17 protein-coding genes and 1 tRNA gene are annotated in these 19,995 nt (G+C 71.2%); 4 read left to right on the top strand and 14 right to left on the bottom strand.

Annotation, left to right across the window (positions count from 1 at the left end):
• Positions 1-40: 40 nt before the first annotated feature.
• From ACIRF8_RS29585 to pgsA, 7 genes are all read right to left on the bottom strand, one after another.
• A complete protein-coding gene (locus ACIRF8_RS29585; RefSeq protein ID WP_404219633.1) occupies positions 41-793 on the bottom strand; it encodes a YebC/PmpR family DNA-binding transcriptional regulator in 753 nt (250 codons plus the stop codon).
• 47 nt (positions 794-840) lie between these two features.
• Complete coding sequence (gene pdxT / locus ACIRF8_RS29580) at positions 841-1,449, bottom strand: pyridoxal 5'-phosphate synthase glutaminase subunit PdxT (RefSeq protein WP_404219631.1); 609 nt, start codon at positions 1,447-1,449, stop codon at positions 841-843.
• 5 nt (positions 1,450-1,454) lie between these two features.
• Positions 1,455-2,399: a pyridoxal 5'-phosphate synthase lyase subunit PdxS gene (gene pdxS / locus ACIRF8_RS29575; RefSeq protein WP_404219629.1), complete on the bottom strand. Its 945-nt coding sequence runs from the start codon at positions 2,397-2,399 to the stop codon at positions 1,455-1,457.
• Positions 2,400-2,498: 99 nt separating this feature from the next.
• Positions 2,499-3,044 (bottom strand): hypothetical protein, encoded by a 546-nt coding sequence (locus ACIRF8_RS29570; protein ID WP_404219627.1) that lies wholly within the window; start codon positions 3,042-3,044, stop codon positions 2,499-2,501.
• Between the two features lie 85 nt (positions 3,045-3,129).
• The gene (locus ACIRF8_RS29565) at positions 3,130-4,293 is read right to left on the bottom strand and encodes a glycosyltransferase family 4 protein (RefSeq protein WP_404219625.1); all 1,164 of its coding nucleotides are present in this window, start codon (positions 4,291-4,293) and stop codon (positions 3,130-3,132) included.
• On the bottom strand, positions 4,290-5,183 hold the full coding sequence (locus tag ACIRF8_RS29560; RefSeq protein ID WP_404219865.1) for a phosphatidylinositol mannoside acyltransferase: 894 nt from the start codon (positions 5,181-5,183) through the stop codon (positions 4,290-4,292). The genes ACIRF8_RS29565 and ACIRF8_RS29560 overlap by 4 nt, the downstream gene beginning before the upstream one ends.
• A gap of 17 nt (positions 5,184-5,200) precedes the next feature.
• The gene (pgsA, locus tag ACIRF8_RS29555; RefSeq protein ID WP_404219623.1) at positions 5,201-5,860 is read right to left on the bottom strand and encodes a phosphatidylinositol phosphate synthase; all 660 of its coding nucleotides are present in this window, start codon (positions 5,858-5,860) and stop codon (positions 5,201-5,203) included.
• Between the two features lie 258 nt (positions 5,861-6,118).
• Here pgsA and ACIRF8_RS29550 point away from each other — a divergent pair, with 258 nt between their 5' ends.
• Together ACIRF8_RS29550 and ACIRF8_RS29545 are read left to right on the top strand one after the other, a co-directional pair.
• The gene (locus ACIRF8_RS29550; RefSeq protein ID WP_404219621.1) at positions 6,119-8,335 is read left to right on the top strand and encodes an elongation factor G-like protein EF-G2; all 2,217 of its coding nucleotides are present in this window, start codon (positions 6,119-6,121) and stop codon (positions 8,333-8,335) included.
• A 167-nt stretch (positions 8,336-8,502) separates the two neighbouring features.
• Complete coding sequence (locus ACIRF8_RS29545; protein WP_404219619.1) at positions 8,503-10,251, top strand: hypothetical protein; 1,749 nt, start codon at positions 8,503-8,505, stop codon at positions 10,249-10,251.
• Positions 10,252-10,338: 87 nt separating this feature from the next.
• Here the strand turns inward: ACIRF8_RS29545 and ACIRF8_RS29540 are convergent, their stop codons facing one another.
• Positions 10,339-10,902, bottom strand: coding sequence for an HIT family protein (locus tag ACIRF8_RS29540; RefSeq protein WP_404219617.1), 564 nt, complete (start codon positions 10,900-10,902; stop codon positions 10,339-10,341).
• Positions 10,903-10,969: 67 nt separating this feature from the next.
• Here ACIRF8_RS29540 and ACIRF8_RS29535 point away from each other — a divergent pair, with 67 nt between their 5' ends.
• Entirely contained in the window at positions 10,970-11,653 is a 684-nt protein-coding gene (locus ACIRF8_RS29535; RefSeq protein WP_404219615.1) for a potassium channel family protein, read from the top strand.
• A gap of 2 nt (positions 11,654-11,655) precedes the next feature.
• Here ACIRF8_RS29535 and thrS read toward each other — a convergent pair whose 3' ends face one another.
• From thrS to ACIRF8_RS29520, 3 genes are all read right to left on the bottom strand, one after another.
• Positions 11,656-13,635: a threonine--tRNA ligase gene (gene thrS / locus ACIRF8_RS29530; protein ID WP_404219613.1), complete on the bottom strand. Its 1,980-nt coding sequence runs from the start codon at positions 13,633-13,635 to the stop codon at positions 11,656-11,658.
• A 120-nt stretch (positions 13,636-13,755) separates the two neighbouring features.
• Positions 13,756-14,964 carry a hypothetical protein gene (locus ACIRF8_RS29525; protein WP_404219611.1) on the bottom strand — a complete coding sequence of 403 codons (1,209 nt, stop codon included), beginning with the start codon at positions 14,962-14,964 and terminating at the stop codon, positions 13,756-13,758.
• Between the two features lie 50 nt (positions 14,965-15,014).
• Positions 15,015-15,581 carry a DUF4365 domain-containing protein gene (locus ACIRF8_RS29520; protein WP_404219609.1) on the bottom strand — a complete coding sequence of 189 codons (567 nt, stop codon included), beginning with the start codon at positions 15,579-15,581 and terminating at the stop codon, positions 15,015-15,017.
• A gap of 212 nt (positions 15,582-15,793) precedes the next feature.
• Here ACIRF8_RS29520 and ACIRF8_RS29515 point away from each other — a divergent pair, with 212 nt between their 5' ends.
• Positions 15,794-16,519 (top strand): 3'-5' exonuclease, encoded by a 726-nt coding sequence (locus ACIRF8_RS29515; RefSeq protein WP_404219607.1) that lies wholly within the window; start codon positions 15,794-15,796, stop codon positions 16,517-16,519.
• Between the two features lie 92 nt (positions 16,520-16,611).
• Here ACIRF8_RS29515 and ACIRF8_RS29510 read toward each other — a convergent pair.
• From ACIRF8_RS29510 to ACIRF8_RS29500, 3 genes are all read right to left on the bottom strand, one after another.
• Positions 16,612-16,683: transfer RNA gene (locus ACIRF8_RS29510), tRNA-Val, on the bottom strand.
• Between the two features lie 39 nt (positions 16,684-16,722).
• Positions 16,723-17,178, bottom strand: coding sequence for an SRPBCC family protein (locus ACIRF8_RS29505; protein ID WP_404219605.1), 456 nt, complete (start codon positions 17,176-17,178; stop codon positions 16,723-16,725).
• Between the two features lie 38 nt (positions 17,179-17,216).
• On the bottom strand, positions 17,217-19,973 hold the full coding sequence (locus ACIRF8_RS29500) for a Tat pathway signal sequence domain protein (RefSeq protein WP_404219603.1): 2,757 nt from the start codon (positions 19,971-19,973) through the stop codon (positions 17,217-17,219).
• Positions 19,974-19,995 lie beyond the last annotated feature (22 nt).

Genomic DNA, 19,995 nt, shown 5'->3' with positions numbered 1-19,995 from the left:
CCGACGGGGTGTGTCCCGTCGGCCCGCCGCTGGTGTCGCGTCAGGCGTCGACCTTCTCCATGACCTCGTCGGAGACGTCGAAGTTGGCGAAGACGTTCTGCACGTCGTCGCTGTCCTCGAGGGCGTCGATCAGCTTGAAGATCTTGCGCGCGCCCTCCTCGTCCAGCTCGACCTGCATGGTCGGGACGAAGTTGGCGTCGGCCGAGTCGTAGTCGATGCCGGCCTCCTGGAGGGCGGTGCGGACCGCGACCAGGTCGGTGGCCTCGGAGAGCACCTCGAAGGACTCGCCCAGGTCGTTGACCTCCTCGGCGCCCGCGTCGAGCACGGCGCCCAGGACGTCGTCCTCGGTCAGCTCGCCCTTGGGGACGACGACGACGCCCTTGCGGTGGAACAGGTACGACACCGAGCCCGGGTCGGCCATGCTGCCGCCGTTGCGGGTCATGGCGACGCGGACGTCGGAGGCGGCGCGGTTGCGGTTGTCGGTGAGGCACTCGATGAGCACCGCGACACCGTTCGGGCCGTAGCCCTCGTACATGATCGTCTCGTAGTCGGCGCCACCGGCTTCGAGACCGGCGCCGCGCTTGACCGCGGAGTCGATGTTCTTGTTCGGGACCGAGCTCTTCTTGGCCTTCTGGATGGCGTCGAAGAGGGTCGGGTTACCGGACACGTCGGCGCCGCCCGTGCGGGCCGCGACCTCGATGTTCTTGATCATCTTCGCGAAGAGCTTGCCGCGCTTGGCGTCGATCACGGCCTTCTTGTGCTTCGTCGTAGCCCATTTAGAGTGGCCGGACATCTGCCTGTCTCCTTCGCGTAACCAACCTCAGTACGAACGCACAGATCCTACAAGGAACCCGAAGCGTCCTTCGCCCGCACCATGTCCACGAACAGAGCGTGGAGCCGGTGGTCCCCGGTGAGTTCCGGGTGGAAGGACGTGGCGAGCGCGTTGCCCTGGCGTACGGCGACGATGTGTCCTTCGTGCTCGGCGAGCACGTCCACGGCCGCGCCCACGGACTCCACCCAGGGGGCCCGGATGAAGACGCCCTCCACAGGATCGCCCTCGACGCCCCGCACGTCGACCGCCGCTTCGAAGGATTCGTTCTGTCGCCCGAAGGCGTTGCGGCGCACGATCATGTCGATGCCGCCGATGGTCTCCTGCCCTGAGCGCGGGTCGAGGATCTTGTCGGCGAGCAGGATCATGCCCGCGCAGGTGCCGTAGACGGGCAGACCGGCGCGCACGCGCGCGCGGAGCGGCTCCAGCAGGCCGAACAGGGCGGCCAGCTTGGAGATGGTGGTCGACTCCCCTCCGGGGACCACCAGGCCGTCGACCTCGGCCAGTTCCTCGGGGCGCCGCACCGGCCTGGCCACGGCGTCGGCCGTGGCCAGGGCGATGAGGTGCTCCCGTACGTCGCCCTGGAGGGCCAGGACGCCGATGACGGGGGTGTCGCTCATGGTGACTACCAGCCCCGGTTCGCGTAGCGCTCGGCCTCGGGCAGGGTGTCGCAGTTGATGCCGACCATGGCCTCGCCGAGGTTGCGGGAGGCGTCCGCGATGATCTTGGGGTCGTCGTAGAAGGTGGTGGCCTTCACGATGGCGGCGGCGCGCTTGGCCGGGTCGCCCGACTTGAAGATGCCGGAGCCGACGAAGACGCCCTCCGCGCCGAGCTGGCGCATGAGCGCGGCGTCGGCCGGGGTGGCGACACCACCGGCGGAGAAGAGGACCACCGGCAGCTTGCCCAGCTCGGCGACCTCCTTGACCAGCTCGTAGGGGGCGCGCAGGTCCTTGGCGGCGGCGTACAGCTCATTGTTGTCGAAGCCGCGCAGGCGGGCGATCTCGTTCTTGATCTGGCGCAGGTGGCGCACCGCCTCGACGACGTTGCCGGTGCCGGCCTCGCCCTTGGAGCGGATCATGGCCGCGCCCTCGGCGATGCGGCGCAGGGCCTCGCCCAGGTTGGTGGCGCCGCAGACGAAGGGGGTGGTGAAGGCGAACTTGTCGCTGTGGTTGACCTCGTCGGCCGGGGTCAGGACCTCGGACTCGTCGATGTAGTCGACGCCGAGGGACTGGAGGACCTGGGCCTCGACGAAGTGGCCGATGCGCGACTTGGCCATCACCGGGATCGACACGGCCTCGATGATGCCCTCGATCATGTCCGGGTCGGACATGCGGGCCACGCCGCCGTCCTTGCGGATGTCCGCCGGGACCCGCTCCAGGGCCATGACGGCGACGGCGCCCGCGTCCTCGGCGATCTTCGCCTGCTCGGGCGTGACGACGTCCATGATCACGCCGCCCTTGAGCTGCTCGGCCATGCCGCGCTTGACGCGGGCGGTGCCGGTGGCGGGGGCCTCGGGAGAAGCGGAGGACGCTGCGGACTGCGGGGTGCTGGTGGACACGGGTGACCTCATTCGGTGACGAAGGCTTGCTGCATCACTGAGGTAACTCCTGGGGACCAGGCCACTGCAAGAGCCAATGGGTAGGCGGTGGCTCTTTCGCGGGTCCCGGGGTCAGGTGGTGGGGCGGTCGGCGAGAGCCGTCGGGGGCTCGTCGTCCATCTCGAAGGCCAGTGGGAACGGGGCGTGTCCCGCCAGCCGGAACCAGCGGACCGTGCGGTGGCGGCGCAGGGCGCGGGCCGCGCGGACCGCGTCGTTGTGGAAGCGGCGGGCCATCGGGACGCGGCGCACCGCCTGGGCCAGTTCCTCGGCGGCCTCCTCGCCCCCGGGGGCCTCCCGCACGGCCTCGACCTGATCGGCCTCGCCGAAGATCGCCCTGAGCGCCTGGCTGAGCTCGCTCTCGGCGACCTCGCGGTGATCCTCCTCGGCCTGCCGGGCGGCGTGCGCGGCCTCGTAGAGCACGATCGACGCGGCCGGGTCGAGGACGCCGGACGTGGCCAGTTCCTGGGCGACGGAGGCCCGGCGCAGGAGTTGGGCGTCGAGGGCGGCGCGGGCCGCGTCGATGCGGGCGTGCAGCCGGTCCAGGCGCCCCGCGGTCCAGCTCAGGTAGAGGCCGATCGCGAAGAGGGCTACGGCGATCCAGATCAGGGTGGCGGTCACGGGCGGCAAGGTTACCGGTGCCCCGCCACGTGCCCGCGCGGCTCCGGGCGGGCCTGGACCTCGGCGCGGGGGTGTCCGGCCGGCGTCAGTCCCTGGCCGCCAGGCCGAAGCGGGCTCGCAGGCCCGTGCGTTCGTCCGCGGCGACGACCGTCGCCCCGTGCGTCACCGTCTCGTAGACCGAGAGGATGTCGGCGCCGACGGTCGACCAGTCGAAGCGGCGGACGTGTCTGCTGCCGCGCTCGCGCAGTTCGGCACGGCGTCCGGGGTCGCCGAGCAGGCGCAGCGCGGCGGCGGCCAGCGCGTCGGCGTCCTCGTTCGTGAAGAGTTCGCCGGCCGCGCCGTGGTCGAGGACCTGGGCGAAGGCGTCCAGGTCGGAGGCGAGCACGGGGGCGCCCGCCGACATGGCCTCGACCAGGATGATCCCGAAGCTCTCGCCGCCGGTGTTCGGGGCGACGTACACATCGACGCTGCGCAGCAGCCGCGCCTTGTCCACGTCGCTGACCATGCCGAGGAACTCGACGCGTTCGCGCATCTCCTCGGGCAGCGACTCGACGGCCTCCACCTCGTCGCCGCGCCCTGCCACCAGGAGCCGCGTCCGCGGGCGCTCCGCGAGGATCTTCGGCAGTGCCTTGATGAGGACCGGCAGGCCCTTGCGGGGTTCGTCGATGCGGCCGATGAAACCGATCGTCCCGCCCTGCCACTCGGCCTTGGGCTCGGCCCGCTCGAAGAAGTCGACGTCGACCCCGTTCGGGATGACCACGGCGTCGCCGCCGAGGTGTTCCACGAGGGTGCGCCGCGCGTACTCGCTCACCGCGATGCGGGCACTGATCTTCTCCAGGGCGGGCTGGAGGATCGGGTACGCGGCGATCATGGCGCGTGAGCGGGGGTTGGAGGTGTGGAAGGTCGCGACGATGGGCCCCTGCGCCGCCCAGCACGTGAGCAGGCCGAGGGAGGGCGAGGCCGGTTCGTGGATGTGGATGACGTCGAACGTGCCGTCGTGCAGCCATCGGCGTACGCGCGCGGCGCTCAGAAAGCCGAAGTTGAGGCGCGCGACCGAGCCGTTGTACGGCACGGGGACCGCGCGGCCCGCCGACACGACGTACGGCGGCAGGGGGGTCTCGTCGTCCGCCGGGGCGAGGACGGAGACCTCGTGCCCGAGGGCGATGAGATGCTCCGCCAGATCGCGGATGTGGAACTGGACGCCGCCCGGCACGTCCCAGGAGTAGGGGCAGACGATTCCGATCCTCACGCGGACCGCTCCTCGACGTGTTCCAGGTCGGCGAGCCACAGACGTTGCAACATGTGCCAGTCCTCCGGATGGTCCGCGATTCCCGTGGCGAAGGCGTCGGCCAGCGCCTGTGTCATCACAGACGTCTTCTCGGCGCGCGTACCTGTCTCGGGTACGTCGACGGGCGGGTGCACACGGCCCCGCATGGTGGAGGAGGAGTCGTACCAGAGGGTGACGGGCAGGAGCAACGCGCCCGTGTGCTGGGCGAGCATCGCGGGGCCCGCGGGCATCCGCGTCGTCTCGCCGAAGAACTTGACCTCGACGCCCGTGGACGACAGATCGCGGTCGGCGACCAGGCAGACGAGGCCGCCCGCGCGCAGCCGGCGGGCGAGGATGCCGAAGGCGGCGCCGCCGGTGTGCGGCAGCACCTCCATGCCGAGGCCCTCGCGGTAGGCGACGAAACGGTCGTACAGGGTCTCGGGCTTGAGGCGTTCGGCGACGGTCGTGAAGGGGGTGTCCAGCGTGGTGGTGACCCAGGCGCCCGCGTGGTCGTAGTTGCCCATGTGGGGCAGGGCGAGGACGACGCCCTTGCCTGCCGCCAGGCCCTCGGTGAGGTAGTGCAGGTCCTTGACGTCGAGGCCGTCCTTGATGCGCTGCCTGCTCCAGGTGGGGAGCCGGAAGGACTCCATCCAGTAGCGCAGGTAGGAGCGCATGCCCGCCTTGGAGAGCTCGGCGAGCCGCTGCGGCGTCGCGTCGGGCACCACCCGGGCCAGGTTCGCCTCCAGGCGGAGCACGCCCTTGCCGCGCCGTTTCCACACGGTGTCGGCGATCGTCCTGCCCAGACGGGTCGCGACCGGTTCCGGGAGCTTCTTCACCGTGGCCCAGCCGAGCCCGTACAGCGCGTCCGACATCCGTTCCTGCGCGCCGCTCACGAGGCGGTCTCCTCCCGGGCGGCCGCGGCGTCGGCCTCCGCGGATTCCCGGCGGACGGTCACCACCCGCTGGATCAGTGTGACGAGGCTGCCCACGGCCACGATCCACAGGGCGACCGGCAGCAGGTACTGAATGCCGGGTACGCCGAACTTGTGCAGGCCCGCGAAGCCGGCGGCGACCAGCGAGATGACGAGGCGTTCGGCGCGCTCCACCAGGCCGTTGACGGCGACGGGCAGGCCGATCGACTCGCCGCGTGCCTTCGTGTAGGAGACGACCTGGCCGCTGGCGAGGCAGAAGATCGACACCGCGCACAGCACGTTGTCGTTGCCCGAGCCCGCGTACCAGAGGGCGAGGCCACCGAAGATGGCGCTGTCCGCGACCCGGTCGAGTGTGGAGTCGAGGAAGGCGCCCCAGCGGCTGGAGCGGCCGAGCTGGCGCGCCATGTTGCCGTCGACGAGGTCCGAGAAGACGAACAGCGTGATGACGACGGTGCCCCAGAAGAACTCTCCGCGCGGGTAGAAGACCAGCGCGCCCGCCACGACTCCGGCGGTGCCGAGGAGCGTCACCGTGTCGGGGCTGACCCCGCGACGGATGAGAAACGCGGCGAACGGTGTGAGGACACGCGTGAAGAATGCACGCGCGTACTTGTTCAGCATGGCCTTCCCGAGGGTCGGTGCCGCGTGACCCCTCTGGCCACCGGCTGGCCCATCGTAGTCACGCGCGCACGGGTACGGCCGCCCGGCCACCACGCGCGCGTGCGATCCCGTACGACGTATGGACGCACAGTGACCGGAGTGGAAAGCTCGGTGGCACCGCGGGCGTCGCCGAAGCCGCCTCCGCACGCGGATCAGCGTGTCCGCGTCGTTCACGTCCCACAGGGACCACCTCACCGTGCGACAACCGGGAGGCAAGGTATGGGCGACAAGGCGAACGGACACCCCGGAGCCGCCGGCAGGGCAGCGACGGCCGACCATCCCGCGTCCGTACGGAATGTGGTGCTGGTCGGCCACAGCGGATCGGGCAAGACGACTCTGGTGGAGGCTCTCGCGTTGACGGCGGGGGCGGTCAACCGGGCGGGCCGTGTCGAGGACGGCACCAGCGTCTCCGACTACGACGAGATCGAGCACCGCCGGCAGCGCTCGGTCCAGCTCTCGCTCGTTCCCGTCGAATGGGGCGGCTACAAGATCAATCTGCTGGACACCCCCGGTTACGCGGACTTCGTCGGGGAGTTGAGGGCCGGTCTGCGCGCCGCGGACGCGGCCCTCTTCGTCGTCTCGGCGGCGGAGAGCCCGGAGACGATGGCGGGCGCCACGCGCATGGTGTGGGAGGAGTGCGCGGCGGTCGGGATGCCCCGCGCGATCGTCGTCACGCATCTGGAGGCGGCGCGCGCGGACTTCGAGGAGATGACGCGGACCTGCGCGCGCGTGTTCGGCGGTGACGACCCCGACGCCGTGCTGCCGCTGTACCTGCCGCTGCACGGCGTGGCGGGGGCGGACGGGCACGCGCCCGTGACGGGTCTGATCGGCCTGCTCTCGCAGCGCCTGTACGACTACGCCTCCGGTGAGCGCAAGGAGTCGGAGCCCGGTGAGGACCAGGTGCCGGGCATCGAGGAGGCCCGCGACCGGCTCATCGAGGGGATCATCGCGGAGAGCGAGGACGAGACCCTCATGGACCGCTATCTGGGCGGGGAGGCGCTCGACTTCAAGACGCTGGTCGACGATCTGGAGCGGGCCGTCGCCCGGGGCGTCTTCCACCCGGTCCTCGCGGCGGCTCCGGCGGCCGAGGGCGCGCGGCAGGGCATCGGCACGGTGGAGCTCCTGGAGCTGATCACGGGCGGTTTCCCCTCGCCCCTGGAGCGCGAGGCGCCCGCGGTGAGCGCGCGCTCCGGCGCGGCGCGGACGGTCGACGGCTGCGATCCGGACGGACCGCTGGTGGCCGAGGTCGTGAAGACCGCGTCCGACCCGTACGTGGGCCGGATCTCCCTCGTACGGGTCTTCTCGGGCACCCTGCGTCCCGACGAGACGGTGCACGTGTCGGGCCACGGGCTCGTGGACCGGACGCACGAGCCGCGCGCGCTGCACGAGTCGGACGAGCGGATCGGCGCGTTGTCGGCGCCGTTCGGCAAGCAGCAGCGCACCCTCACGCACTGCATCGCGGGCGATCTCGCGTGCGTGGCGAAGCTGCACAGGGCGGAGACCGGCGACACCCTCTCCTCGAAGGACGACCCGGTCCTGATGGCGCCGTGGGACATGCCGGCGCCTCTGCTGCCGCTCGCCATCCAGGCGCACAGCAAGGCCGACGAGGACAAGTTGTCGCAGGGGCTCGCGCGGCTGGTCGCGGAGGATCCGACGATGCGGCTCGAACAGAACCAGGACACCCATCAGGTGGTGCTGTGGTGTCTGGGCGAGGCGCACGCGGACGTGGCGCTGGAGCGGCTGCGCAGCCGGTACGGGGTGCAGGTCGACGTGGTCGGGCACAAGGTCTCGTTGCGGGAGACGTTCGCGGGGAAGTCCGCGGGGCGCGGCCGGCACGTGAAGCAGTCCGGCGGGCACGGGCAGTTCGCGATCTGCGAGATCGAGGTGGAGCCGCTGCCCGGCGGGTCCGGCATCGAGTTCGTGGACAGGGTGGTCGGCGGCGCGGTGCCGCGGCAGTTCATCCCGTCCGTGGAGAAGGGCGTACGCGCGCAGGCCGCGCGAGGGGTCGCGGCCGGGTATCCGCTGATCGACGTCCGGGTGACGCTGCTGGACGGCAAGGCGCATTCCGTGGACTCCTCGGACGCGGCGTTCCAGACGGCCGGCGCGCTGGCGCTGCGGGAGGCGGCGGCCGACGCCAGGATCCACCTCCTGGAGCCGGTGGCCGAGGTGCGGGTGCTCGTCGGCGACGACTACGTGGGCGCCGTGATGAGCGATCTGTCGGGGCGGCGCGGGCGCGTCGTCGGGACCGAACAGGCGCAGGGCGGGCGGACGTTGATACGGGCCGAGGTGCCGGAGATCGAGATCGGGCGGTACGCGGTGGATCTGCGGTCGCTGTCGCACGGCACGGCGCGGTTCGACCGCGGGTACGCGCGGCACGAGCCGATGCCGCCGCAGCTCAGCGAGAGGATCCGCGAACAGGCGCAGGACACGCCGTAGCCGGACGCCGCCGTCCCCGGAACCACCGGCTTCCGCCTTCGTCGGGGTGGATGTCGGTGGTGGCCGTTACGCTGGTCCACGATCGGACGGATCAGGACGATCAACTGATCAACAGGTGTGCGGGGCGCGGAAGTCGGGAAAAGCCGCAGCAGCGATGATGTGCGGTGATGGGGGCGGCAGTGGCGGACGATGCATTCGATTTCAGGCCCGGGGCGCAGATCCCGCTCCAGGGCTCGGCGGGGCAGACCGCCGCGACCTTCGCCATCGCGTCGGCCGCGTACCGCGACGACCGGGCCTCGAAGATCGAGGAGGCCAACAACGAGTGGCACAAGACCGAGGCGAAGGCGGGTACGTGGTCGCTGTTCGCGCCGAATCTCGGTGAGGCGTTCTCCCGGGCGGTGCAGGTGCGGATGCTGGGCGGCGGCCGCAAGCCGTTGATCCAGTCGTTCGGCACGGAGCCGCAGGTCGTCGTCGAGCACTGTCTGGCCGCGAACCGGATCAGGCGGCAGCGCGACAGCCTGCTGACCATCGTGACCCTGGTCTTCGGCGTCCTCTTCCTCCCCGGCTTCCTCCTGTGGCTGGCGGCGTTCCAGATCCGCCGTACGAACAACGCGCGCGTGGAGCTGGCCGAGAAGGTCGTCAAGGAGAGCGAGGGCAAGTCCGCCAAGGAGCGGGGCGAGGCGAAGAAGCGGGAGCGCGCGGCGCGTGGCCGTGCCGCCGTGGCCATGACGATCATGACCGTCGTCGGCATCGCCCTCGTCGTCCTGCTCATCCGGCTCCCCTTCGGCGGGTTCTGGGCCTGGTACCTGCGGGCCGCGTTCGTCGCCCCGGTCATCGGCGGCCTCTGGGCGCGGCGGATCTGCGAGCGCACCGCGAAGGACCTGCGTGAGCGGTGGGACGGGCTGCTCTCCGGCGGCGGTGTCCCCGCGAAGATCCCGGAGGCGGTGCCCGGCAGCCCGGGCGAGACCGCGGCCGAGCAGCTCCGCCAGAACCTGGCCAAGCTCACGGCGGAGCAGCAGTCGAACACGGTCTTCTACGCGGGCCCCAAGGGCATCCTGGGCATGGGCACGCGGTGGGGAAGCTGGCAGCTCGCCGAGGATCTGGTGTCGGCGGAGGAGGGCAAGGAGATCCATCCGTTCCGGAGCTGGGACGTGATCCGCGCGATCCAGGACCAGCTCCGGCTCCTGGAGCGGGGCCCGTTGCACACGGGCGGGTTCCCGACGCCGTCGGTGAAGGACTGGATCGTCACGCCGATCGGGGAGAACGCGAAGAGTGTGGCCCGCCCGACGGGCGAGGATGTCGCCGCGTTCCAGATCAAGCCGCACGAGATACAGCGGATCTGCAACGAGCAGCAGTTCGGCAGCGGCGACCGCCACTACCTGGGCGTGCAGTTCACGCTCTGGGACGGCCAGTTGGTCATCACCATGATGATCACGGTGACGGTGCTGCACGAGACGCTGCGCATCGAGGTGACGGGCCACGCCCTCGGCCCGGTCAACTCCCTGTTCACCTCGAAGCCGGATCCGAAGACGAAGGAAGTCGCCAAGTCGATACGGTTCTGGGAGACGACCAAGAAGACGCTCCCGCTGGTCGACGCGGACGAGGCGGTCCGGGTCGCGGTCCGCGCCCCCCTCACCTGGTACCCGCCGCTCCTGGACCACCTGGGCGGCCGGATCGTCCTGCCCGAGCCGTTCGGCCTGCGGCACGCCTGGGCGGACCAGCCCTGGCGCCACCGGTTCATGGCGGACGACGCGCTGCGTACCGCGACCCCGGTGCTGCGCGTGGTGCACGCCGCGGCCATCAAGGTCCTGGAGGACCACGGCGTGGACACGGAGAAGTTCGGCAACCGTTCGAGCGTGCTCAGCGGCCTGGTCCAGGACCCGGCGCCGCGCAAGGCCGACCTGTACGACGCGTAGGCGCGTGAGCCCGGCCCCGGTCGGCCGGGGCCGGGCTCACGGCCCGCGTCGTGGGGCCTGTGTTCTGGGTCCGGGGCCCGGGGTCCCTCAGGCGTCCGGCCACGCCTTGGCCAGGGCGGTACGCGTGTCGCCGAGCAGTTGCGGCAGCACCTTCGTGTGACCGACGACCGGCATGAAGTTCGTGTCGCCGCCCCAGCGCGGGACGATGTGCTGATGCAGATGGGCGGCGATGCCCGCCCCGGCGACGGCGCCCTGGTTCATGCCGATGTTGAACCCGTGCGCCCCGGACGCGGAGCGCAGCGCGGTCATGGCGAGCTTGGTGAAAGCGGCCAGCTCGGCGGTCTCCGCCTCGTCGAGGTCCGTGTAGTCGGCGACGTGCCGGTAGGGCAGCACCATCATGTGCCCGCCGTTGTACGGGTACAGGTTGAGGATCGCGTAGACGTGCTCGCCGCGCGCCACGATCAGGGCGTCCTCGTCGGTCTTGCCGGGAGCGGCGCAGAAGGGACAGCCGTCGTCGGCCCCGGGGCCCGTCGGCTTGCCCTCACCTTGGATGTAGGCGATGCGGTGCGGGGTCCACAGACGCCCGAACCCGTCCGGTTCACCCACAGGACCGCTCTGCTGCTCCGGCTCACTCGTCATGAAGTGCAGCATATGGCGTCGCCCCGGCATGGCGTGTCGGCGGGTGTCGCCCCCGCCCGGCAGGGGCGATGCTGTGCGGATGACCGACAGCCCCCTCGCCCGCTGGGAGCGGCACACCGGCGCCGTCCTCGCGGTGGCGTCCCTGTTCTTCCTCGCCGCGTACGCGATCCGGGTGCTCGGCGGCGGCCTGCCCGCTCTGGTGCGTGCCCTGTGTCTGGTGGTGCTGTTCGCGGCGTGGGCGGTGTTCGTCGTGGACTACGCGGTGCGCTGGCGGCTGAGCCGACAGCGCTTCCCCCGCTTCCTGCGCGCCCATCTGCTGGACACCCTGGTCCTGCTGCTGCCCATGCTGCGTCCGATCCGGATCGTGCAGACCTACGAGGCGGTGCAGCGCCACCGTGACCGGCCGCGGCTCGCGCTGCACGCGCGGGTCATCACGTACGCGGGTGTCTCGGTGGCGCTGCTGGGCTTCGCGGGGTCGCTCGCCGTGTACCAGCAGGAGCACGCGACGCCGGGGGCGAACATCCGCACGTACGGCGACGCCGTCTGGTTCACCTGCACGACCCTGTCCACGGTGGGCTACGGCGATCTGGCGCCGGTGACCGGGCTCGGCCGGCTGGTGACGGTGGGCGTGATGGCCTGCGGCCTGGCTCTGCTCGGCGCGGTCACGGGCTCGTTCTCGTCCTGGCTGTTGCAGGTCTTCGCCCGGGAGGGCGAGAGGCCCCCGGGGGACTCCCCGGGGGCCTCGCGCCGTACGGACGACTGACGTCAGACCTGCGCCCGCTCCTCGACGACCTTCGCGATCTTCGCGATGGCCTCGTCGACCGGGATGCCGTTCTCCTGCGAACCGTCGCGGTAGCGGAAGGAGACCGAACCGGCGTTCATGTCCTCGTCGCCCGCGATGACCATGAAGGGCACCTTGGCCTTCTGCTGGTTGCGGATCTTCTTCTGCATCCGGTCCGAGGACGAGTCGACCTCGACGCGCAGCCCCTGGGCGCGCGCCTTCTCGGCGAACTCCTCCAGGTACGACACATGCGCGTCGCCGATCGGGATGCCGACGGCCTGCACGGGCGCGAGCCACGCCGGGAAGGCGCCCGCGTAGTGCTCCAGGAGCACACCGAAGAACCGCTCGATGGAGCCGAACAGCGCGCGGTGGATCATGACGGGCTGCTGGCGCGAGCCGTCGGCCGCCGTGTACTCCAGGTTGAACCGCTTGGGCTGGTTGAAGTCGACCTGGATGGTCGACATCTGCCAGGACCGGCCGATGGCGTCCTTGGCCTGCACGGAGATCTTCGGGCCGTAGTAGGCGGCGCCGCCCGGGTCGGGCACGAGCGGCAGGCCCTGCTTCTCGGCGGCGAGGCGCAGGGCCTCGGTCGCCTCCTCCCACTCCGCGTCCTCACCGATGAACTTGTCCGAGTCGTCGCGGGTGGACAGCTCCAGCTCGAACTCGTTCAGGCCGTAGTCGCGCAGCAGGTCGAGCACGAAGGTCAGGAGCGTGTCGAGCTCCTGCGGCATCTGCTCCTTGGTGCAGTAGATGTGCGAGTCGTCCTGGGTGAAGCCGCGCGAGCGGGTCAGGCCGTGCACGACGCCCGACTTCTCGTAGCGGTACACGGTGCCGAACTCGAAGAGGCGCAGCGGCAGTTCGCGGTAGGAGCGCCCGCGCGACTTGAAGATCAGGTTGTGCATCGGGCAGTTCATCGCCTTGAGGCGGTAGTTCTGCTCGTCGAACTGGATGGGCGGGAACATGCCCTCCGAGTAGTGCGGCAGGTGCCCGGAGATCTCGAAGAGCTTCTCCTTCGAGATGTGCGGGGTGTTCACGAACTCGTACCCGGAGACCTCGTGGCGCTTGCGCGAGTAGGTCTCCATCTCCTTGCGGATCACGCCGCCCTTGGGGTGGAAGACCGCGAGGCCCGGGCCCAGCTCGTCCGGGAAGGAGAACAGGTCGAGCTCGGCGCCCAGCTTGCGGTGGTCGCGCTTCTCGGCCTCGGCGAGGAAGTCGAGGTACGCCTTGAGCTCGTCCTTGGAGGGCCACGCGGTGCCGTAGATCCGCTGGAGCTGCGGGTTCTTCTCGCTGCCCCGCCAGTACGCGGCGGCGGAGCGCATCAGCTTGAACGCCGGGATGTTCCGGGTGGTGGGCAGGTGCGGGCCGCGGCAGAGGTCCTTCCAGCACAGCTCGCCGGTCTTGGCGTCGAGGTTGTCGTAGATGGTCAGCTCGCCGCCGCCCACCTCGGCATCGGCGCCGTCGGCGGCCTGTGCCGCGTTGCCCTTGAGGCCGATGAGCTCCAGCTTGTAGGGCTCGTCGGCCAGCTCGACGCGGGCGTCCTCGTCGGTGGTGACGCGGCGCGCGAAGCGCTGCCCCCGCTTCTGGATCTCCTGCATCTTCTTCTCGATGCGCTTGACGTCCTCGGGGGTGAACGGCTCCTTGACGTCGAAGTCGTAGTAGAAGCCGTCCTTGATGGGCGGGCCGATGCCGAGCTTCGCCTCGGGGAACAGCTCCTGGACAGCCTGGGCCATCACGTGCGCGGTGGAGTGCCGCAGGATGCCCAGACCGTCCTCGGAGGAGATCTCGACGGGTTCGACGGTCTCGCCGTCGGCCACGGTGTACGCGAGGTCCTTCAGCTCACCGCCCACACGGGCCGCGACGATGCTGCGCTCACCGGCGAAGAGCTCGGCGGCCGTAGTGCCCGTCGTCACCACGCGCTCTTCCCGCTCGGAATCGCGTTGGATGACTACACGGACGTCTGACACCGGTCTCTCCTGCCTGAAGGTGGAACGCCACGCCATTACCTGTGACGCGCGCACTGAGGATCGTACCGAGTCACCGGGGCCGCTCGCGAAGCGGTTGTCGTGGCACCGCGGCGCGGCCGGCTACGCGTCCCCCGCGCAGGCCTCCTCGAAGCAGTCCGGATTCTCCTGGAGCGACTTCATCAGGCGGTCCCGCTCGGCCTCCTCCACCTGGACGGGGACGACGTCACGGGCCCCCGTGAGGCGCCGGAAGCCGCCCCTGCTCTCCAGGCGCCCGTGCACCCGGATCGGCAGGCCGACGAGGTGGGCGTGGCCCGCGGTGCGGTACGCCTCCTCGTCGAGCGTCATCCGTACGTGCGGGATGTCGGCGCCCGCGATGACGCGCAGCCGCACCGTGCCCTCGCCGCACGGCCCCGACCTGCGCATCCGCACGACGGTGCCGGTGACGCGGACGGGGACGGCGGGTTCGGCGTGCCGGTAGCGGGCGCCCGCGGTGCGCAGCACGTCCAGGTCTCCGGGGGAGAACTCGACGGGCGCGTCGCCGTCCGTGCACTCCCGCGGCACCCCGGCGGCGGGCGCCCAGGCGACGCCGACCCGGGCGCCCTCGGTGCCGCGCACCAGCGCGACGAGCGCCTCGGTCAGCTCGTGGCTGGCGCCCGCCTCGACCGCGCCGTCGAAGGCGTCCATGCCGCCGGTGGCCCGCCGGTAGTCGATGGCCTCGCGCACCGCGTAGAGCGCCTGGTGCAACCGGACGGCGAGGGGGCGGCCCGCGGTGACGGGAACGAAGGCGGTGAGCCGGTGGCCGCCGGGCGCCGTCTGCACCAGTACGTGTTCCAGGGCCGCCGCGGCGGCCCGCCGGTGCCGGGCGCCGTGGTATCCGGCGCGCTCGCGGGCGGCGAGGGCCCCGGCGAGCAGGATGCGCCGTGCGGCGGACCGCAGGTGTTCCTCGGCGGGCCAGGTGGAGGCGTCGGCGGGCCCCTCGGGGGCATCGCGCCACCAGCGGATCTCGTCGCTCGGCACGGCGAGGGAGACGAGGATCTCCCGGGCGGACGGCGTGCCGCTGCGCTCCAGGGCGAGGAGCGCCTCGCCGAGCAGGTCCTCGCTGTCGGGGAAGGCCGGGCTCTCGGGGACGAGCAGGCTCGCCCGGGCGTCGGACCCGGGCGGGGTCCAGCGGGCGTAGCGCCCGGCCGCGCCGCCGCGCCGCCGCCAGCCGTGCCGGTCGAGGAGGGCGCCGAGGACGGCGGGGTCGACGTGGGCGGGGTCGGGTCCCGCGAGGTCGCCCGGGCGGGCGCCGAGGGGACGTACGGGTTGGTCGGCCGAGCGGTACTGCATGGCGTGACTCCCTTGCGGGTCCGGCGCGTCGACCGGGTACCGGTGGCCCGTCAGGGCCGTCCGCCCGTCCCGACGCGGGTCATGATGGCGCGGAGCGCGCGGTCGTCGAAGATCCGCGTGGTCGGGACGCGCACGGTGGTTCTGCGCCGGCCGGTGACCGGGTGGCCCGCGAGGTTGGTCCAGTAGCAGCAGTGCCGCAGGTCGAGCCCGTCGTGGGTGGCGCGCAGCCAGTCGTCCTGGGAGCGCGGCACGAGCATCACGACGAGGATCTTGTGCACGGAGACCGGGGTCCTGGCGAGTTTTTCCAGGTGCGCGTTGTCGAGCGTGAAGGAGAAGGACGGTCCGGGCGGGTTCGGTGGGATCTGGTAGGTCGCTTTGAGCTGGATCTTGATGGTGACCTCGTCGTCGACCGTGTGCCCGGGGGCGCTGTGGCTGACGTGCCAGTCGATGCCGTTGTCGGGGAAGGGCTGCGAGAGCGAGCATCCGGCGGCCGCCGCCACGGCGTGCAGGTAGCCCACCTGGAGGGTCTCCATGCAGGCGGTGGTGGCGAGTGTGCCGCGCGGCGGTGCGATCCGCTCGGGCAGCAGCCCGCCCTGTTCGGGCTGCGCGAGCGCCATGTGCAACTGGCCTTTCGAATGCGATGGATGCGCGCGGAGTTCGGTCGTGCGCCGGGGCCGAGTCGTCGGCACCCCGCTGAACTGCCATGACGCGTAACTGTGTTGTCACCGCTCCGCGTACGACGCAAACGGCCCGGGTATCACCGGGAGGGCGGCGGGCGCAAATTCGACGGGACGTCAGCCGCCGTGCGGATGCTGGGAGTTGCATTGTCATGACGTGCTGGTACGAAGGACCGCTCGCCGCCTTCGACACGGAGACGACCGGTGTGGACGTGGAGAGCGACCGCATCGTGTCGGCGGCGATCGTGGTGCAGGACGCGCCGGGTACGCGGCCGAGGGTGACGCGCTGGCTGGTCAATCCGGGTGTGCCGGTGCCGCCCGGGGCGACGGAGGTGCACGGTCTGACCGACCTGCATCTTCAGCGCAACGGCCGCTGGCCGTCGCCCGTGATGGAGGAGATAGGTCATGAGCTGGCGGACCAGGCGGCGGCCGGCCGGCCCTTGGTGATCATGAACGCGCCGTTCGATCTGACCCTGCTGGACCGGGAGTTGAAGCGGCACCGGGCCTCGTCGCTGGCCCGCTACCTGGACGGCGCTCCGCTGTACGTCCTGGATCCGCGGGTCCTCGACAAGCATCTGGACCGCTATCGCAAGGGCCGCCGCACGCTGACGGATCTGTGCGCGCACTACGAGGTGGAGCTGGCGGAGGCGCACGACGCGGCGGCGGACGCGCAGGCGGCGCTCGACGTGGCGCGTGCGGTGGGCCGGCGCTTCGCGAGCCGCCTGGAGCGCCTCTCCCCCGCCGAGCTCCACACCCTCCAGGAGGTCTGGCACGCGGCGCAGGCGCGCGGCCTCCAGGCGTGGTTCGCCCGGAGCGGCACACCCGAGGTGGTCGATCCGGCGTGGCCGCTGCGCCCGGAACTTCCGGCGGCGGCCTGATCGTTCCCCCTGCCGGGGGCCCGACAAGCAGAAACGAAAATCCGACCCAACGAAAAACCGGCCCGTCGACTGACGGACCGGTCTTCCCGGGGTGGGCGATACTGGGTTCGAACCAGTGACCTCTTCGGTGTGAACGAAGCGCTCTCCCACTGAGCTAATCGCCCGGGAACGGGTTGAACCATACAGGGCGCGGCGGGCTCTGTTCAAACCGGTCGCAGGTGGTCGCGCAGACCCCGCCGGCCGCCGCGCATCATCCACGCGTGGTTGGCGACGAACACGGGCCTGCCGACCAGGGCGAGGCGGCGCATGAGCGGTTTGCCCACCTCGACCTGCTGGTCGTAGAGGGCGCGGGTGCCGGTGCCGCGGGCGGTCAGCGTCCACCGTGCCCAGCCCGCGAGGTCCCCGCTCATGCCGATCTCCAGGACCCCGGCGGCCGGGTCGCGGCGCTGTTCGCGCGCCGTGACCGTGAGCTCGTAGGGCAGGAACGAGCGGAAGACGGTGACACCGCTGGTCTCGTCCAGCGGCGTCACCGACCGCACCTGGGGCCACCACCGCGGGTAGTCCTCGGCCCGCTCCAGGACCGCGTAGACGGCGGCCGGTGGTGCGGGCAGGTCCCAGACGCTGTGGAAGCGGTATCGGCTGAGCGCGCTCGTGTCCATGGTCCGAGTCTGCGCCAGGGACCGCGCCCCGGGGCACCTCAGGGCATCTTGTTCCCGACAAGGGCCAGGTTCTCGATGGCGGCGAGGCCGTACAGGGCGGTGTCGTTGGTGTAGACCCAGTTCGCCTCGGTGCCGGGGACGAGGGTGACCGGGCCGCCGACCTTCTCGGTCCTCCAGGGCGAGGACTCGGTGTAGCCGTCGCTCTTGTAGAACTTCTCCCACGCGCGCGTGGCGAGCTTGGCGTCGCCGGTGCGCACGGCGGCGTACGCGTCGAGCCGGGAGTGTCCCTGGAAGAGCAGCAGGGAGCCGAAGTCGGTCCCGTAGCGGGCCTTCTGTTCCGCCTTGGTGGCGTTGAAGTAGCGGCAGTAGTCGTAGTACGCCTCCTCGAACTCCGGCATGTCGACGAGGTCGATGAGTTCCGCGCACAGTTCGTTGAGGCCGAAGACGGCCGAGAGGTGGGAGACGCCGACGGCCGGTTTGTCGGCGATGGCGAACTTCCCGGTGTCGAGGTCGTAGAGCCCGCTGCCCTGCACGAACCCGTTGGGCTGCGCGGCGATGGTCTCCATGGTGGACAGCACGCGGGCCCTGGCCTTCTCCCACTTGGGTCCGCGCCGCTCCCACTCGGTGAGCCAGGCGGAGACGAGGCCGCTCCAGTCGGTGCCGAAGCCGATGGACAGGGCGTGCGGGTCGGGCTTGTAGTCGGGGTCGGGACGGACCTTGCGCTGCGGGTCGAGCACGAGGAAGGTCTCGTCGGAGTCGACGTTGGCGTGCATGAGGTCGCCGACGCGTTCGTCGCCGGTGAGGAAGTAGTAGTAGCGGCGGTACGTGGTGTTGGCGATGCGCTGCTGCTTCGCGGAGTCGGCGTAGTGCTGGACGCCGTGGCGGGTGCCGAGCCCGGCCCACTTGCCGAGGTGGTAGACGTCGACCTCGCCGGTGTGCCGGGTCATGGCCTCGGCGAAGCGGAAGATGTCGGCGCGGCCGGAGCGCAGGTAGGCGAACCAGAGCCACAGGTCGGGTGAGAGTTCGGAGTTGTCCCAGGCGTAGCCGCCGACGTCGTAGCGCCACTGGTGGCGTACGGGGTCGTAGGAGTGCATGACGTCGCCGAAGTCCCAGAAGCCGTACCAGCGCCGCATCTCCACCTGGTCCTTGTAGTAGGTGAAGAGGAAGTCGAGGTGGTCCTCGATCTTGGCCTTGGCGGGGGTGGAGCGGTCGGGCTCGGAGTAGAGGCCGGGGCCGAAGACGCCTGCCTCGATGAGCTGCTTGGGCGGGGCGGCGAGCTGGGGCAGGACGCGGACGGCCCGCACCTGCTGGGCGAGGACCTCGGGCTTCGGTGTCGCCTCGTTGGCCCAGAACAGCAGTTCGCTGGTGCGTGCGATGCCGTAGGGGGTACCGAAGCCGCCTTCGTAGTCCTCGTAGGTGATGTTGAGGCCTTCGAGCTGTTCCGCGTACGTGTCCTGGCCCATGCCGTCGTGGTAGAAGCGCAGGTCCATGGGGGGTGCCTCCGGTGACCAGAGCCAGAGGGTGACCTCGGCCTCGTCGGTCGCCGCGTCGCGGATGTCGAGGCCCGCCGGGTGCTTCTCCCAGAAGTCGCGCAGGCCGAAGGAGAGGCCGCCGCCGGGGCCGCCCACGTAGCCGAAGCCGCTGGCCCGGCGTCCACCGCCGGCGCCGATCCAGCCGTGGCCCTTCTTGGTCCGCTTGCGCAGGGTGAAGCCGTCGGCCGAGAGCTGGGAGAGGGTGTAGTCGCCCCATTCGGGGATGTACTGGAGTCGGGTCGTGACGCGCTGGTCCCAGGTCGAGGGGTCGGGCAGTCTCTCGCCCGCGAACTGGGCGGCCTGGACGGCCGCGCCGGGGTCGCGGCGCAGGCCCGTGATGCCCTTGACGGCCTCCCTGAGCAGGCCGGTGTCCTCGCCGCCGATGCGGATGTGCCGGTCGTAGGCGGCGTCGCGCATCGGGACGGTGAAGCGGACGCCGAGTCCGCGGATGAAGTCGCCGGAGGACTTGCCGGGTTCCTGGGTCCCGTCGAAGGTGATGGTGTGGACCATGCGGAAGGAGTCGGCGCCCGCGTAGAAGTAGAGGCGGATCGAGAAGGGCAGCCAACTCCGGTCGCCCTTGCGGTGTTTGCCGTCGATGCGGACGACGGCGCGGACGGGCCCGTCCTGTTCGACCTCGGTCTCGCCGATGACGCTCTCGAACCGTTCGTACTTCTGGGTCCCCTGGTCGCCGTCCTCAATCTCGCCCTGGCGCAGCAGGACGAGCCGCCCGTTCCTGGCGATCTCGGTGGAGCCGCGGGTGACGGACTTGACGAGGGCCGAGCCGCTCCTGCCGAGCTTGGCGACGATGACGCCGGTGTCGACGGTGACGGTGCCGCCGTTCGTCGTGACGGTCACCTTCTTCGCGGGTGCGGCGGCGGTACCGGCGGTCAGGGTGAGTTTCCCGGCCCCGGCGCCGGGGCCGACGGCGTGCGCGGTCCACTTGAGCGAGCCGTCCGGCCACTGCGCCAGCGGCCAGGTCTGTACGGGGACCTGGTGGCCGCCCGCGTCGGTGAGGGCGAACTGCTGGCCCTTCTCGTACGCGCCCTTGGGCCAGGGCACGCCCACGGTCGAGCCGGGCGCCGCGCCGAGTCCGCCGTCCTCCAGCCAGCCGAGGGTGACGGGCTCGGGCCCGGCGGGCTCCGCGCCCGGTGCGGCCTGCGCGTCCTTGCTGCCGAGCGCCCAACTGAACTGGGCGGCGGCCCCGGCGACGGCGGCGGCCTTGAGGAGGGATCTGCGGGGCAGTCCAGCGGGAACTGGGGACATCGTCGTTCCTTTCCGTGCATGC

The organism is Streptomyces sp. NPDC102406 (assembly GCF_044765725.1).
Classification (GTDB): domain Bacteria; phylum Actinomycetota; class Actinomycetes; order Streptomycetales; family Streptomycetaceae; genus Streptomyces.
This window is presented reverse-complemented; position numbering and strand designations above follow the sequence as displayed.